Source organism: Streptomyces sp. CNB091, from assembly GCF_000377965.1.
Map to the genome: position 1 here is coordinate 148,307 of NZ_KB899004.1, position 16,270 is coordinate 164,576.

Below are 16,270 nucleotides of genomic sequence, written 5' to 3' on the forward strand. Positions count from 1 at the left end.
GTCACTCCTCGACAGGCACGAATTTGTCGGCCTTTAGTCCTTGTACGAGTGCATGGAGCGCGATGCGGGTCGTAGGGATGATCCGGGACGGCCGGGTGCTGTCGCGGAGGGAGACACGGTTCTCCTTGGTCGCGGCGACTTCCACGCAGTTGTTACCGCCGTCGCCCGAGAACGAGGACTTTATCCAGCGCAATTCAGACGTGTAAGGCATCTCTTTACATCTCCTTGATGATGGTGTGAATGAAATCCCTTGACTTCGATGCAGTCAAGGCCATTTGCTCGGTCAAGTCCAGCCGGGTGCGGAAGTTGGCGAGCTGGGCCGGGGAGTCGATGAACACCGCTCCCGTCGGCGCGTCCATCTGCACTGTGTCCAGGTGACAGTTGGAAGCCTCGGCGTAGAGGACCGACGAGTCCAAGAGGGGGAAACCGCCGACTGCGAACGGGATCACTCGCAGTGTTACATTGGGACGTTCGCCGGCGTTGAGCAGGTATCGCAGTTGAGCTCGGGCGATGCTGCGGCTGCCGATCTGCATGCGCAGCGCGGCCTCGTGGATAATTCCGATGTATGGCACGGATGTTTCTCCGGTCACTACCGACTGCCGAGCCAGGCGGTGAGCCACCCTCAGTTCCACTTCCAGACGCTGAAGTGGGGGCACGGGCAGTTCGAAGGTTGCTCGTGCGTGGTCCTCTGTCTGGAAGAGGCCAGGCAGATGAGCGGTTTGGGCTGTCCGCAGCCGTACGGCGTCATGTTCAAGCTCGGAAACGTCGAGAAACCCGGGGGGAATCTTGCCCCGGTACTCGTCCCACCAGCCCGCCTGGCGTCCGCCGGTCATAGCGGCAAGTGAGTCGATCAGCTCCGGGTCGTTGCACTCGTAGATGCTTGCCAGCCGGCGTAGCCGTTCTTCGCTGATACCGAAGCGCCCTGCTTCGATGTTGGAGATCATCGTGCGGTCCGACCCCAACAGGGCGGCTGCCGTTGGTGCAGACATGCCTGCCGCATCCCGGAGTCGTCGAAGTTCCATTCCGAAGCGCCGCTGCCGGATGGTGGGGGTGTGTCGCGGTGCCATGGAGTGTCTCCTCGCTCGCTCGCGCGCAGTCTGCCTGCGTCGTGCGGCAGGGGGCGCGATACGGCATGAATGTAACCCGTTTTAGTGACATGGGTAGCACGGGTTTTGAGTATGCCCTACGGTCTTAGGTGTGCCACTCGTTCAACGTCGGGGAGTGCACCGGCTTCGTCCTGTCCGTCCGGGATGGCGGAGCCGCAACCGGTACTGCCATCGTCGACACACCGCCTGAACAACCCGGAACTACCCAATAGTTCAACTCCACCTACTCATTCACGTCACGCACCCAGGAGGTGCTTCGTGAGCAGACCCGCAACCGAAGCTCGGCCCAGACCCCGCGTTGGACAACCTTCTTCCCAGAGTGCCCGTCCCGTTTCGTGGGCGCACGCAGTATGGCCCCAGCATTCTCCGCGACCTCGCGTAGAGGCTGACGAGCACCTCCGCATTGCACACCGCAGGGTGGGTGGCTGCCTGAACTTCCCGGCTGCTCCTCGTGCCGAAGGTCTTCACTTGGAGGAGTAGCCCCAGCCTGCCCCATTCGTGCCGTCCAGTCGGAGCGTCGGGAGCGGCAGCAGGTGCGGAATGGCGATTCGCGATCTGGTCGCCGACCGCTGGGGAGGTCGCGCCGTGCGGGAGGGGGGCGTGCGGACCCGGCGGCAGGACCACCTGCTTCGAATCAGCCATGAACAGCTGTCCTCCACCGAAACCCAGACCGTGGAGCCGTTCCCGCGCCGTTGCTTGACGTAGGCCCTGTCTTCGTCTGCGGACGCGTGGAACACGGCGATCACCCGAGCGCGCCACCGAGGCGAACTGCGAAAAGTGTCGAGACCAACAAGACCGCTTGACAGGTGAGGAGAGTCCCATGACCGAGGTGCCGGCGACGACGGAAGCCCGTTCAGAGCCAGAACTGATGCCCCCGCTGGGGCATCAGGAATACGCGACCCTGCTGGCGGAGGTAGTGGCCGAGTCCATGCCCCGGCTCTTCGCCGTCGTACAGGAGGTGGGTGACCGGGAAGACGGGTGGGTGGCCGCCTGGGGCCTGGCGTTCGAAGGTCGGGCCGAGGTGGTCCCGTACGGGACGGGTGTTCGTATGAGTCTGCCGTCGGCCGAGAATGCCCTCCGGTACTTCGGGCGAGGTGGAGACGTCAGGGCAAGCCTGCACTGGATCGGTTCCTGAGTCGCCGGGCCGCGATATCGACCGGTGCTTGTGACTTCCGACCCAGGTACGGGCCGAGGCCGGCCCCGGGGCCCTCCCGCGCTGGTCAGCACATGAGCAAGCGGCCTGGCCCCTATTCTCGTCCCCCGCTCACCCGCGGGTAGAGTTTCGCGCACATCCTTTCGGGGGGTGCGCGGGACGTACGGTGACGGGCGGACGGGGAGACCAGCGATGGGGCAGCCGGAGTACGACAAGGCCGAGAAGCCCCTGATCGACCAGCTGGTCGCGATGGGTTGGCAGTACGTACAGGGAGGGGAACCCGGCGTGCCCGCGACCCTTGCGAGCGCTTCCGGGCGTACCTCCTTCACACAGGTCGTGTACGACGACCGGTTCCGTGACGCTGTGGCCCGGCTCAACCCCGACCCCCGCGCCGACGACGGCCGGACCTGGCTCTCGCCGGGGCAGTTGGACCACCTTCTCGCGCGTATCAAGGGAACCGCGCCCGGCCAGGGCCTCCCCGGACGGGGCGCGGCCGGGAACCGCGAAGCGACCGACATGCTCCGGAACGGCATCAACGCCCGTACGGTCCCCGGCTGGACCCCCGAGCATCCCGAACACATCCGCCTGGTCGATTGGGGCGGCGAGTTCGGTCCCGTAGGCAAGGGCGAGAGCGAAGGCAGCGCGAGGGGAAACGATCTTCTCGCGGTCTCCCAGTTCCGGGTGGAACGCAAGGGTGCCAAGCCCGTCACTCCCGACCTCGTCCTGTTCGTCAACGGTCTGCCCTGGGTGGTGATCGAGTGCAAGGCCCCCCTGCTGACCGACACGGACAGCAGGGCCGCGGTGGACGCGGCCGTTGATCAGGTCATCGGCTACGCGGGTGCCGGTTCGGCCGCTCCCGTCGCCGAGTTCGTACGGTACGCGCAGGTGCTCATCGGCACGGATCGTGACCATGCCGAGCTGGGCACCGTGACAGCCGGGCCGGAGCACTTCGCGCCCTGGCGAACGGTCCGGCCTCGTTCGGAAGCCGACGTGCGCGCCGATGTGGGCAAGAGCGAGAGCACGCCGCTGACCGCCCAGGACGTACTCGTGGCGGGTCTTCTGTACCCCGCCCACCTGTTCACCCTCGTTCGCGACTTCACCACCTGGACCGGACACGGCAACCGTGCGGGGAAGATCATCGGCCGCTACCAGCAGTTCCGGGCCGTGCTGACTCTGTCGACACGGCTCCGGGACAGGAGCGAGGCGGTCGCGGCCGAGCGCGACGTATCTCAGCGAGGCGGGGTCATTTGGCACACCCAGGGCTCCGGTAAGAGCCTGACCATGGCGTTTCTCGTGCGGCATTTGCGCAGCAACCCGGACCTCGCCAGCCATAAAGTGGTGGTCGTCACCGACCGGATCGACCTTGAGAAGCAGATCCGGCGGAGCCTCGGCGCCAGTGACGAGAAGGTACACCGTGCGTCGAGTGTGAAGAGCGCCCGCAAGTACCTGGCCGTCGATGTGCCCGATCTGGTGCTGATCACGCTCCAGAAGGCCCGCAAGGACGACATGGCGGACGACGGCAGCGTCGAATCCCTCGGTGAGGACACCGAGGACACCGAGGACGACGAGCCTGACGACAAGGGCAACGAAGCCCGGATCCACAACCTGGTCGCCAACCCGCATCACACGGTCGTCGTCCTGATCGACGAGGCCCACCGGGGGAACGCCCACTGGCAGCACGCCAGGCTGCGCGCCATGCTGCCGAACGCCGTTCTGGTCGGCTTCACCGGTACCCCGATCATCGACAAGCGCCGGAAGACGACCGAGAAGATCTTCGGTGCGTTCGCGGACACCTATACCCTCCGTGACGCCGAGCGGGATGGGTCCGTGGTACCTGTGCGCTACGAGGCGTACGCGGTGCCGCTCGAAGTGATCGAGAAGGCAGCGCTGGACGCCAAGTTCGACGAGAAGATTCCTGGTGATCCGCAGCAGAGGATCCGGGTGTTGAACAAGTTCGCGCGGCGGAAGGAAGTCCTGGAAGCCCCTTCCGTGATCGCGGCGAAGGCCGGTCACATCCTCCACCACTGGGCTACGTCGGCCCTCCCGGACCGGTTCGGCGCACAGGTGGTCGCGGTCTCCAGACTCGCGGCCGTCCGCTACCGAACGGCCCTGCTCGCGGCGCGGAACCGGCTGCTGGAACGTCTGGACGCGCTGGACCCCGACCTCGCATATGATCCGCTCGCCGCTCTGCACGCCACGGACGAGGAGCGGGAGCTGCTCAACCTGCTGCCGCACCGTCACGTCCTCGCCTCTCTCGATGCGGCAGTGGTGATCTCCAAGTCCCAGCCAGGAAAGCCCAAGGATCCTGAGGACTGGACGTGCTGGACCACGAAGTCCCACCAGGACGCGCATATCGCGCGGTTCAAGAGCGGCATCGGGGATCCGTCGGAGGCTGCCGATGATCCGTCCTGGGTCGTCGACCCGCATGGCACGGTCTCGCCGGGGTGGGGGACCGCAGCAGCGGACGGCGAGGTCTGGCACGAGACGACGCAGGGAGAGGAGGACGGGCAACGCGAGGAAGAGCCGGCGGATGGCGCCGCCGAGAGCGACGAAGCACCCTTGGCCTTCCTCCTCGTCCAGTCCATGCTCCTCACCGGCTTCGACGCCCCCGTCGAGCAGGTTCTCTACCTCGACCGTGCCATGAAGGGAGCGGGACTTCTCCAAGCCGTGGCGCGCACCAACCGCCCCTGGCGGGCCAAGAAGTGGGGACAGGTCGTCGACTTCATCGGCATCGGCCCCGAACTGGCACGTTCCCTCGCCGCCTACGACCAGGAACACCTTCGCCAGGTGTTCGGCTACGACGACGTTTCGGTGGATCACCTTGACCGGACCTTGGGCGATGGCCCAGACGGAGAGGCAGGTGTGGGATCCGACGACTTCCGCAGAGCCGAGCCCGCTCGTGAAGGGCTGCTGCTTCAGTCGGATGTCGCGGCCAACGTTCTGTTGTCCGATCTGGACAAGAAGATTCGCGCCTTCCTCGGTATGGACGCTGCCCTGCTCGCCGACGAGACCAAGCGCGAGGACCTACTCGCGAGGCTCGCGGACCCGTCGCTGCGGGGCGAGTTCGACGAACTCGTACGAGACTTCCTCACGGCCGTCAACGCCGTACTGCCACGCCCCGAAGCCTTGAGATACGAAGGCGCTGCCCGGCAACTCGGGGAGACACAGATACTGGCCAGGCGCCGCTATCTGGACGGGCGAGATCAGTTCAGCCCCCGCCGCTACGGCGCGAAGGTACGTCAGCTGATCTCCCAGCACCTCCGGGTAGCCATGATCGAGCAGCGAGTCCCGCCGGTGGAACTCACCGACGCCAACTTCATGGAGCGGGTCGATGCTAACCGCGACCCGCGCGCCAGGACGGCGTACATGACCAGTTCGCTCGACCTGCACATCACCGCGCACATCGCCTCCGACCGAGGGCGATACACCAAGTTCAGCGAGCGGCTCGACGAGATCACCCGGCGCATGGCGCAGGACTTCGAGCAGGCTGCCGCCGACCTGACCGATCTGATCCGAGACGTGAACACGCCGACCGAGGAGCCCGACGAGGCGGGCGGACTTGCCCCCCGGACCGAGCAGCCCATCTACCGGCTATTGCGCCAGCAGCTCGACGAGTCAGGGGCGGCCGGAATACCGGTGGGGGCCGATTTCTACCAGGCCGCCCGAGAGCTGGCGGCGGACATCGCGGTGTTGGTGCGACCTGCACAGTTCGTCACCCTGGCCGACACACAGGACCGGGTGCGCAAGGAGCTGCGCTTCCAGCTGGAGGTGCGTCTCGACATGGACTGGGACCACACCGGTCCGCTCGCCAACCTTCTGCTGGAGTTGGCGGTCGAGCGCCGGGAGGACTTCCTCGGGTATCGCCCGGACGCCTCGTAGGTCCCGGCGGCGGTGACAGACCCGGGTGGTAGGAATGTCCGGTGAGCACATCTGTCCAGCAGGCGATCGCGGCCCTGCCCGTCCCCGGGGAGTGGCTGTGGGATGTCGTCGTGCGGCCCCGTCGGCGGACTCTGGGCATCGAGGTGACACCCGACGGTGGAGTGCTGTTCGCCGTGCCGGCGGATGCCGATCCGGCTGCCGTCGCCGACGCCGTACGGTCGAGACTGCCGCGGCTGGCCCGGGAGGTCCGGCGTAGGCAGGAGCGCCCCGCTGAGCCGGTCAAGGACCTGATCGGTGGCACCAGCTTCAGCTATCTCGGAAGGCGCCACCGGCTGAGGGTTGTCTCTGCGGATTCCTCAGGCGCTTCGAGGGAGGCACAGCGGGTGCGGCTCTACCGGGGTTGGCTGGAGTTGCCGCGGCTGGAGACGACGGGAGAGGAAGCGCTCCGGATCACCGGGTGGTACACGGCGTGCGGCGATCGCTGGCTGTCGGCGCGGCTGCCTTCCCTCGCCTCGCGCATAGGAGTGACACCCCGACCGGTCGTGGCCCGTGATCTCGGCCGCCGCTGGGGTGCCCTGGAACGGGACGGGTCTGTCTCGGTCCACTGGGCGCTGATGCAGTTGCCCCCCGCGCTGGTCGATCTGGTCCTGGTCCATGAGCTGTGTCACCTGCGGGCCGCCGGGCACGGTGCCGCGTTCCGTCGAGAGGTGCGGCTCGCGCTGCCCGGGGCGGATGAGCTGGAGCGCTGGTTCGCGGAGGAGGAACCCCACCTGTGGCGTGGGGCGGTTCGCTCGCGTTGAGGGTGCCGGTTCGACGCTTCAGGCAGAGAGCGAAACCCTGCGGCGCGCCGGTACGGGGTTGCGCCCAAGCCGGTGTCATACACGGAAGCCCAGGTGACCACGGCAGTGAGACCGAGTTGGCGTCCGGCTTCGCGTCTCTGCCCCACCGGCTCACGACGCCTGCCGGTACGCGTACACGTCCTTCGCGAAGAACTGCGCCAGCACCGGCGCGAGCACCTGGGGCGCCACCTCGCGCATCTGGCCCGTCAGCGTGCGGTGCCGGCCGCGCGGCAGCGCCTCGGCCAGGGTCCGGGTCGCCGCGCGCGCCGGGGGGCTGCTGAAGCCGCCGCAGATCACCAGCGTCCGGGCCGCGACGGCCGCGAACCGCTCGACCGGGACCGCACCGTCGCCCAGCACGGCGTCGTCGTACGCCAGGGTGTGCGCCATCGCCTCCAGCTCCGGCCAGAGCGAGGTGCGCCGCATCCGGGCGGCCGTCTCCTCCGCGACACCCGTCATCGACAGGAACAGCTCCACCGCCCCGCCCCGGTCCCCGGCCGCCAGCAGCCGGTGCAGCCGGGCCGTGCAGCGGGCCTTGAACAGCAGCCCCGACGCGCCCGGCGTATAGGGCGGCTCGTACACGGCGAGCAGCTCCACCGACAGCCCGGCGGCGACCGCCTCCAGGGCCAGCGCCCCGCCCGACGACATCCCGAAGACCGACGCGCCCGCCCCGGCGGCCCCGACGACGGCGGCCAGATCCTCGACCTCCCGCGCCACGGAGCAGCGCCCGGCGTCACCGGTGGCGCCCCGGCCCCGGCGGTCGTAGGTGAGCACCGTGAAGCGCGGAGCGAGCAGGGCGGCCAGCGGGGCGTCGGCCGCCGAGGCGCTCAACGCCCCGCCGACCAGCACCAGCGGCGGGCCGTCGCCCTGGCGTCGGTAGGCGATCGGCGTCCCGTCGGCGGAGAGAATCCTGTCCATGGGAGTGCAGACCGGGGCGGTCGGGGAAACTCATCGTTCCGGCGGAGAAAACTTCATGGAGCCCGTGGCGAGGGTCAGCCGGCCACCGTCTCCGTGGCGTAGAAGCAGAAGTGGTCCTTGATCGCCGCGACTTCGGGCTTCGGGTCCGGGTAGGCCCAGACGAGATCGTCGGCACCGGGTCGGGACCAGTAGGAGGCGTCCCCCTTGAACGGGCAGTGGGTGGAGGTGTCCGACGGGGAGAGCAGGTCGGTGCGGACGTCCTCGGGCGGCAGGTAGTAGCGGACCGGGCAGCCGGTCTCACGGAGCACGAGCGGGCGGCGGCTCTCGGCCAGAAGCTGTCCGTCGTGCACCACCCGGACGTGCTCGGTGCCCGGCTCGACGGTGATGCGGTGTCCTCGCGTGGCAGTCATGCCCGTTCCAGCGGCGTACGCGCCCGTATTCTTCCCGCCCCGACTGCTGTGGCCGGATTTCTCCCCGGAACGAGGGAGCGATCGGGGGAGTGTCCGAGGCGGGTCGTACGGTTGCCCCATGAACATCTGCGTCTTCCTCTCCGCCGCCGACCTCGACGACCGCTACACCGTGCCCGCCCGGGAGTTCGCCGAGCTGCTCGGCAGGGGCGGGCACACCCTCGTCTGGGGCGGATCGGAGAGCGGGCTGATGAAGGTCGTCGCGGACGGCGTGCAGGCGGCGGGCGGGCGGCTCGTGGGCGTATCGGTCGATTTCCTCGCCGCGAAGGCCCGCACGAACGCCGACGAGATGGTGATCGCCCGTGACCTCGCGGAGCGCAAGGCGCTCCTCCTGGCGAAGGCCGACGCCATCGTGATCATGGTCGGTGGGACCGGGACGCTCGACGAGGCCACCGAGATCCTGGAGCTGAAGAAGCACGGCAAGCACACCAAGCCGGTCGTCCTGCTGAACACGGCGGGCTTCTACGACGGGCTGCGCCAGCAGTTCCAGCGCATGGAGGACGAGGGCTTCCTGCCCATCCCCCTGACCGACCTGGTCTTCTTCGCCAAGGACGGCGTCGGCGCGCTCGCCTACCTGGAGGAGTCCGCCGGTCACCAGTGAGGAGTCCGACGGTCACTGGCGACCAGGTGCGGTCCTAGGATCGCCCCATGTCTACCCACCTCATCACCGGCGCCGGTTCCGGCATCGGGGCCGCTGTCGCCCGCCGTCTCCAGGAGCGCGGCGACGACGTCGTCCTGCTCGCCCGCGACGCCGGCCGCGCCAAGGAGTTCGCCGACCGCTACCCGGGCGCGCGCACTCTCGTCGGGGACCTCGGCAACCCCGACCGGCTGTCCTGGTCGTTCGGCCAGCAGCCCATGCCCGAGCGGATCGACACCCTGCTGCACATCGCGGGCGTCGTCGAGCTCGGCGAAGTCGGCGAGCTCACCCCCAAGGCCTGGCACTTCCAGCTCAACGCCAACCTGATCGCCCCCGCCGAGATCACCCGCCTCCTGCTCCCGCAGCTCCGCGTCTCCCAGGGCCAGGTCCTGTTCGTGAACTCCGGGGCGGGGCTCGCCGCCCACGCCGGGTGGAGCGCGTACGCCGCGAGCAAGCACGGCCTCAAGGCGCTCGCCGACTCCCTGCGCCACGAGGAGCACGGCAACGGGGTGCGCGTCACCACCGTCTACCCGGGCCGCACCGCCAGCCCCATGCAGGTCAAGGTGCACCAGCAGGAGGGCAAGGAGTACGACGCGGCCCGCTGGATCGACCCCGAGTCGGTGGCCACCACGATCCTGATGGCGATCGACCTGCCGCGCGACGCCGAGGTCAACGATCTCACCGTCCGCCCCGGCCGCTGACGTCCCGGGGAGCCGCTGACCTCCCGGGGAGCAGGGCCCCCGCCCCGGACCGTAGGCTTCCCGCGTGAGCGAGAAGAGCAAGTTCAGCGGGTGTCCGGCGACCGGCATCGGGTCGATGCCCGGGGGAGACGCGAGGGAGGCGGCGAAGACCGTCACCGGTTCCTTCGCCGACGGGCAGGGCATGCCGTACCTGGCGGAACTGCCCGCGCGCGGGCCGGGCGCCGACATGATCGGCCGGACCATCGGCATGCTCGTCGAGATGTACGGACACGTCGAGCCGAGCGGCTGGCGGATCAGCGACCGGCCCGGCCGCGACACCCGCCGCGCCCGCTCCTGGCTGGGGGAGGACCTGGACGCCCTGGAGGAGTTCACCCAGGGGTACGAGGGCCTGCTCAAGGTCCAGGCCGTCGGCCCCTGGACCCTGGCCGGAGCGCTGGAGCTGCGCGGCGGCGAAGCCATGCTGGCCGACCCCGGCGCCTGCCGCGACCTGGCCGGGTCGCTGGCCGAGGGGCTCCGCGCCCACCTCGCGGAGGTCCGCCGCCGGATGCCCGGGGCGCAGGTCGTCCTCCAGCTCGACGAGCCCTCCCTGACCGCCGTCCTGCTGGGCCGGGTCCGCTCCGCCAGCGGCTACCGCACCTACCGGGCCGTCGACCGCCAGGTCGTCGAGGGGACCCTGCGCGACGTCCTCGCCGCGGCGGGCGAGGACGGCACGACGCTCGTCCACTCCTGCGCCCCCGAGGTGCCGTTCGCGCTGCTGCGGCGGGCCGGGGCCGACGGGATCTCGTTCGACTTCTCCTTGCTCACCGAGCGTGAGGAGGAGGCGATCGGGGAAGCCGTCGAGGGCGGCACCCAGCTCTTCCTCGGCGTGGTGCCCTCCACCGACGCGGCCTCGGAGGGATTGTCGGACCCGGGCGGTAGCGTCATGGGGGTCAGGACGTTGTGGGGCAGGCTGGGGCTGAATCCGGGGACTCTCGCCGAGTCCGTCACGATCACCCCGTCGTGCGGTCTCGCGGGTGCGTCGCCCGCGTACGCCCGCACCGCGCTCGCCCACAGCGCCCGGGCGGCGAGGTCGCTCGCGGACAACCCTGAGTGACGGGGACGACGGGTACACAGGAGGACGGGACGATGGCGGGCGAAGAGCGGGTGGAGCAGGAGAGCACGGTTCCGGCGGACGTGCGGGAGAAGCACGCGCTGCTGGCCGAGCAGATCGAGGAGCACCGCTTCCGCTACTACGTGAAGGACCAGCCGGTCGTCAGCGACGGCGAGTTCGACCGGCAGCTGCGTTCCCTGGAGGCCCTGGAGGAGGAGCACCCGTCGCTGCGCACCCCGGACTCCCCGACCCAGAAGGTCGCCGGGCCCTACCGCACGGAGTTCACCTCCGTGGCCCACCGCGAACGCATGCTCTCCCTGGACAACGCCTTCGACGACGAGGAGCTGGCCGCCTGGGCGGACCGGGTCGCCAAGGACGTCGGCACCCCCGACCACCACTTCCTGTGCGAGCTCAAGGTCGACGGCCTCGCCGTCAACCTCACCTACGAGCAGGGCCGCCTGACCCGGGCGGCGACCCGCGGCGACGGCCGTACCGGCGAGGACATCACCCCCAACGTCCGGACGATCGCCGAGATCCCGCACCGCCTCAAGGGCGAGAACATCCCCGCGCTCGTCGAGATCCGCGGCGAGGTCTTCTTCCCCATGGAGGACTTCGAGGAGCTGAACGCCCGGCTGGTCGCCGCCGACGACAAGCCCTTCGCCAACCCGCGCAACGCGGCGGCCGGATCGCTGCGCCAGAAGGACCCCAAGGTCACCGCCGTCCGCCCGCTGCACATGGTGGTGCACGGCATCGGCGCCCACGAGGGCCTGAGCATCGACTGCCTCTCCGCGGCCTATGAGCTGCTCCACGCCTGGGGCCTGCCCACCGCCCAGCACAACAAGGTCGTCGACTCCCTCGCCGGCGTACGGGAGTTCATCGCGTACTACGGCGAGAACCGGCACTCCGTGGAGCACGAGATCGACGGCGTCGTCGTCAAGCTCGACGAGATCCCGCTCCAGGGTCGCCTGGGCTCCACCTCGCGCGCCCCGCGCTGGGCCATCGCCTGGAAGTACGCCCCCGAAGAGGTCAACACCAAGCTGGTCAACATCCGCGTCGGCGTCGGACGCACCGGCCGCGTCACCCCGTACGCACAGGTCGAACCGGTCGAAGTGGCCGGTTCCGAGGTCGAGTTCGCCACCCTGCACAACCAGAACGTGGTGAAGGCCAAGGGCGTCCTCATCGGCGACACCGTCGTCATCCGCAAGGCGGGCGAGGTCATCCCCGAGATCCTCGGCCCCGTCGTCGACCTGCGCGACGGCACGGAGAAGGCCTTCGAGATGCCGACCCACTGCCCCGAGTGCGGGACGGAACTGCGCCCGATGAAGGAGGCCGACATCGACCTCCGCTGCCCCAACGCCCGCACCTGCCCCGCCCAGTTGCGCGAACGCGTCTTCTACCTCGCCGGACGCAAGAGCCTGGACATCGACCACTTCGGCTATGTGGCCGCCGCCGCCCTGACGCGGCCCCTGGAGCCCGCCGAGCCCGTCCTGCGCGACGAGAGCGATCTGTTCTCCCTCACCGTCGACCAACTGCTGCCGATCCGGGCGTACGTCCTGGACCAGGACAGCGGGCTGCCCAAGCGCGACCCGAAGACCGGCGAGGAGAAGATCGCCACGGTCTTCGCCAACCAGCAGGGCGAGCCGAAGAAGAACGCGGTGGCCATGCTGGAAGGCATCGCCGCCGCCAAGGAAGCCCCGCTCGCCCGGATCCTCACCGGGCTCTCCATCCGGCACGTCGGCCCGGTCGCCGCCCAGGAGCTGGCCCGTCAGTTCCGCTCCATCGACCGGATCGACGAGGCGAGCGAGGAGGAGCTGGCCGCCGCCGACGGCGTCGGACCGACCATCGCCGCCTCGGTCAAGCAGTGGTTCGCCGAGGACTGGCACCGCGAGATCGTGCGCAAGTGGCGCGAGGCCGGAGTGCGCATGGCGGACGAGGACTCCGGGACGGACGAGGGCCCCCGCCCCCTCGAAGGACTCACCGTCGTCGTCACCGGCACCCTCGCGGGCCACACCCGCGACGGTGCCAAGGAAGCGCTCCAGGCGCTGGGCGCGAAGGTCGCCGGATCGGTGTCGAAGAAGACCGCGTTCGTGGTCGTCGGCGACAACCCCGGCTCCAAGTACGACAAGGCGATGCAGGTGAAGGTGCCCGTGCTGGACGAGGACGGATTCGCGATCCTGCTCGAACAGGGACCCGAACGTGCGAAGGAGGCGGCCCTGCCCGCCCCGGAAGCCGCTCCCGGCACCGACCCGGAGGACAGCGGGGAGTAACCACCCGCCGGACCTCCGTTCGCCCGGTGTTCTCCGGATCGAGACGCCTTCGAGACGCCGCCCCGGCGTGGCGCGGCATATACGGGGAAGGAAACGGGGCAGAGGGGTGAAGAAGGGGCCGCCGTTCCCCGAATGGCCCTGCCGCGCCACCCGTTCGGGTCAATAGCAGATGGTGACGGGTGGTCGGTTCGCATGAGGGCAAGAGCTGTAGAGCGCTGCCCCTGGGAGCCTTTCGCGGCCTACTGTTGAGAGGTGCGCCCGCCGTGCACGGCTGCTCGACGGGCCGTGGTGCCACGGGAGCGGGCGCCACCGAGGGACATCGGCACCGCCGGCTGTGAGAGGGACGGAATGAAACCGACCGAGAGCGCCGCACCGGTGTCGCGGCTGCAAGGTTTCGTCGGCCTCACGCCCCCCGTGGGCGCCGCCGTCGTGGGGACCGCCGCGGCGCTGCTGGCGGTCGGGTCCTACCGGACCGTCCAACAGGGGCACGCGCTCTTCCCGGACGGCGCGGTGGGCTGGTCCCTCGCCGTCCTCACCGGGATCATCGTCGGCCATCTGGTGGCGCTCGGCCGCGACCGGTGGTGGGGCGGCACCGGCTCGGGGGCCGCCCTCACCCTCGCCGTGCTGCTGCTGTTCGGCTGGCTCCCGGCCGTGCTGGTCAGTCTCGCCGTCGTGGTGCTCGTCGGGACCGCCCGCAGACACCGCTGGTGGCAGGGGCTCCTGCACGGCGGGGTGGACATGCTGGGCATCGGCGCCGCGGCCCTCGTGCTGGCCGCCTTCGGCGAGGTCCCCACCGTCGAGGAACCCTGGCGGCCACTCGACTGGGGCATCGCGGCCGTCCCGGAACTGCTCCTGACGGCATCGACGTATCTGCTCGTCACCCGGGTCCTGCTGTGGTACGCCCAGGCCCCGCACAACGGCGGGCTGCCCACCATCGCCCGTACCGCGATGCTGCGGCAGGGACTCGTCGCCGTCGCGCTCCTCGGGCTCGCTCCGCTGATCTGCGCCGTCGCGATGTCCATGCCCGTCCTGCTGCCGCTCTTCGCGGTGCCGCTGATCGCCCTCGACTCCACGCTCTGGATCGCCCGCGCCCGCGCCGAGGAGCAGCTGCGCGACCCGCTGACCGGGCTGCCCAACCGCCAGTGGCTGCTGGAGCGGACCTGGTCGGCGCTGGAGGACGCGGAGTCCGTCGGCACCCGCTCCGCCCTGGTCCTCATCGACCTGGACCGCTTCCGCGCGGTCAACGACACCCTGGGCCACCTGGCCGGCGACCGGCTCCTGCTGCAGATAGCGGAGCGCCTGCGGCTCGCCCTGCCGCGCGGCGCGGAGGCCGCCCGGCTCGGCGGTGACGAGTTCGCCGTGCTGCTGCCGCACACCGACTCGACCACCAGCGCCCAGCAGGTCGCCCGCCACCTGGTCGCCGAGCTGTCCTCCCCGCTCGACCTCGACGGGCTGACCCTCGTCCTGGAGGCCAGCGCGGGGGTCGCCGTCTACCCCGACCACGCCCTGGACGCCGAAGGCCTGCTGCGGCGGGCGGACGTCGCGATGTACCAGGCCAAGCGGGACCGTACGGCCGTGGAGGTCTACGAGTCCAAGCGGGACAGCAACACCCCCGACCGGCTCGGGCTCCTCGGCGACCTGCGCCGGGCGCTGGACGCGAGCGAGGTCGAGCTGCACTACCAGCCCAAGGTCCGCTTCGACGGGCAGGTCGCCGGTCTGGAGGCACTGGTGCGCTGGGTGCACCCGGAGCGCGGCCGGGTCCCCCCGGACGAGTTCATCGCGATCGCCGAGTCCTCCGGTCTGATGCCGCACCTCACGGAGTACGTCCTGGAGACGGCGCTCGCCCAGGTCGCCCGCTGGCGGGCGCAGGGCCTGTTCGTGCCCGTAGCGGTCAACGTCTCCCCGCGCGACGTCCACACCCCGGGCTTCGCGGGGAGCGTGGCGGCCCGGCTCGCCCGTCACGGTGTGCCCGCGGGAGCGCTCCAACTGGAGATCACCGAGCATGTGCTGCTGGAGGACCCGCAGCGTGCCGCCGACACCCTGGCCGGGCTCACCGCGCACGGCGTGAAGATGTCCCTCGACGACTTCGGCACCGGCTACTCCTCCCTGGTCCACCTGCGCAGACTGCCGGTCAGCGAGCTGAAGATCGACCGGTCCTTCGTGGCCCGGCTGGCGGTCGACCACGAGGACGCGGAGATCGTCCGCTGCACCATCGACCTGGCCCACTCGCTCGGCCTGGTCGTCATCGCCGAGGGCGTCGAGGACGACGAGACGTGGGAGCGGTTGCGGGACCTCAGGTGCGACGCGGTGCAGGGCTGGCTGGTGGCCGCGGCGATGCCGCCGCAGGAGACGACGGCCTGGCTGCGGGCCCGCGGCGAGCACGGCTGGCGCAGGCCCGCCGAACTGAAGGCCCGGGCGGCGGCCGCCGCCGCCACCGGGTCGGCCACCGGCTCGATGAACGCGTCGCTGAACGGGGCGGTGAAGGGCGCGGTGAACGGGGCGGTGAAGGGCGCGATGAACGGGACGGTGAAGGGCGCGATGAACGGGACGGCGGAGACCGAGAGCTCCTGATTAGCCGCCCCTTTCGAACACCCTCCCCCGAGCCCCGGCCCCGGCCCGGGGCTCGCCCCTTTCCGGGCCCGCCGCCCGGAAAGGCGTAGCCCGATCGGGGCGGGGCACCCGCTTCCGGGAGACCCCATAGGATTGGGGGTCGGTGGCACATTTCCACCTGCCGCGCGACGCCTGGCACGCACGCTCGCCGCGTTGCCGAAACGCCCACGTGGTTCCGCCACGAGGGCGCTCCGGCGCCTTGCGATCGCACGTACCGGATGCCGCGCGGCCCGTCCTTCGGACGGACGAGGCACATGTGCCGCCGACCCCAGCCCAAAACCACACACCAACCCCTGAGGATCGCTGCATGCCTGGCATCACGCGCGAGGAGGTCGCCCACCTCGCCCGGCTGGCGCGTCTGGAGCTGAAGGGCGAAGAGCTCGATCACTTCGCCGGTCAGCTCGACGACATCATCGGCGCGGTCGCCCGCGTCTCCGAGGTCGCCGACCAAGACGTACCGCCGACCTCCCACCCGCTGCCGCTGACCAACGTCATGCGCGCGGACGAGGTCCGTCCGTCGCTCACCCCCGCGCAGGCGCTCTCCGGCGCCCCGGCCCAGGAGCAGCAGCGTTTCAAGGTGCCGCAGATCCTGGGGGAGGACTAATC

13 protein-coding genes are annotated in these 16,270 nt (G+C 70.0%); 9 read left to right on the forward strand and 4 right to left on the reverse strand.

The features are described from left to right. Position 1: 1 nt before the first annotated feature. Both D581_RS1000000140045 and D581_RS0125655 read right to left on the reverse strand, forming a co-directional pair. Positions 2-211, reverse strand: a complete 210-nt coding sequence (locus tag D581_RS1000000140045) for a DUF397 domain-containing protein (protein WP_078625926.1) — start codon at positions 209-211, stop codon at positions 2-4. 4 nt (positions 212-215) lie between these two features. After that, on the reverse strand, positions 216-1,067 hold the full coding sequence (locus tag D581_RS0125655) for a Scr1 family TA system antitoxin-like transcriptional regulator (protein WP_063738214.1): 852 nt from the start codon (positions 1,065-1,067) through the stop codon (positions 216-218). A gap of 859 nt (positions 1,068-1,926) precedes the next feature. Here D581_RS0125655 and D581_RS01000000137750 point away from each other — a divergent pair. The 3 genes from D581_RS01000000137750 (at position 1,927) to D581_RS0125675 (ending at position 6,938) form a co-directional block, all read left to right on the forward strand. Then, on the forward strand, positions 1,927-2,241 hold the full coding sequence (locus D581_RS01000000137750; RefSeq protein WP_018960053.1) for a hypothetical protein: 315 nt from the start codon (positions 1,927-1,929) through the stop codon (positions 2,239-2,241). A 210-nt stretch (positions 2,242-2,451) separates the two neighbouring features. Continuing rightward, entirely contained in the window at positions 2,452-6,138 is a 3,687-nt protein-coding gene (locus D581_RS0125670; RefSeq protein WP_018960054.1) for a type I restriction endonuclease, read from the forward strand. Between the two features lie 41 nt (positions 6,139-6,179). Continuing rightward, on the forward strand, positions 6,180-6,938 hold the full coding sequence (locus D581_RS0125675) for a YgjP-like metallopeptidase domain-containing protein (protein WP_018960055.1): 759 nt from the start codon (positions 6,180-6,182) through the stop codon (positions 6,936-6,938). Positions 6,939-7,088: 150 nt separating this feature from the next. On the opposite strand, the gene D581_RS0125680 is transcribed toward D581_RS0125675, so the two are convergent. Together D581_RS0125680 and D581_RS0125685 are read right to left on the reverse strand one after the other, a co-directional pair. Continuing rightward, positions 7,089-7,892, reverse strand: coding sequence for an alpha/beta fold hydrolase (locus D581_RS0125680; protein ID WP_018960056.1), 804 nt, complete (start codon positions 7,890-7,892; stop codon positions 7,089-7,091). A gap of 74 nt (positions 7,893-7,966) precedes the next feature. Then, complete coding sequence (locus tag D581_RS0125685; protein WP_018960057.1) at positions 7,967-8,302, reverse strand: DUF427 domain-containing protein; 336 nt, start codon at positions 8,300-8,302, stop codon at positions 7,967-7,969. Between the two features lie 118 nt (positions 8,303-8,420). Between D581_RS0125685 and D581_RS0125690 the strand changes: the two genes are divergently transcribed. The 6 genes from D581_RS0125690 (at position 8,421) to gatC (ending at position 16,268) form a co-directional block, all read left to right on the forward strand. Beyond that, positions 8,421-8,960 (forward strand): LOG family protein, encoded by a 540-nt coding sequence (locus tag D581_RS0125690; protein ID WP_018960058.1) that lies wholly within the window; start codon positions 8,421-8,423, stop codon positions 8,958-8,960. A gap of 47 nt (positions 8,961-9,007) precedes the next feature. Next, positions 9,008-9,697 carry an SDR family oxidoreductase gene (locus D581_RS0125695; RefSeq protein ID WP_018960059.1) on the forward strand — a complete coding sequence of 230 codons (690 nt, stop codon included), beginning with the start codon at positions 9,008-9,010 and terminating at the stop codon, positions 9,695-9,697. 64 nt (positions 9,698-9,761) lie between these two features. Next, positions 9,762-10,790, forward strand: coding sequence for a methionine synthase (locus tag D581_RS0125700; RefSeq protein ID WP_018960060.1), 1,029 nt, complete (start codon positions 9,762-9,764; stop codon positions 10,788-10,790). A gap of 32 nt (positions 10,791-10,822) precedes the next feature. After that, entirely contained in the window at positions 10,823-13,054 is a 2,232-nt protein-coding gene (gene ligA, locus D581_RS0125705) for an NAD-dependent DNA ligase LigA (protein WP_018960061.1), read from the forward strand. A gap of 348 nt (positions 13,055-13,402) precedes the next feature. Continuing rightward, complete coding sequence (locus D581_RS0125710; protein ID WP_018960062.1) at positions 13,403-15,625, forward strand: bifunctional diguanylate cyclase/phosphodiesterase; 2,223 nt, start codon at positions 13,403-13,405, stop codon at positions 15,623-15,625. A gap of 346 nt (positions 15,626-15,971) precedes the next feature. Next, entirely contained in the window at positions 15,972-16,268 is a 297-nt protein-coding gene (gatC, locus tag D581_RS0125715; RefSeq protein ID WP_003966094.1) for an Asp-tRNA(Asn)/Glu-tRNA(Gln) amidotransferase subunit GatC, read from the forward strand. Positions 16,269-16,270 lie beyond the last annotated feature (2 nt).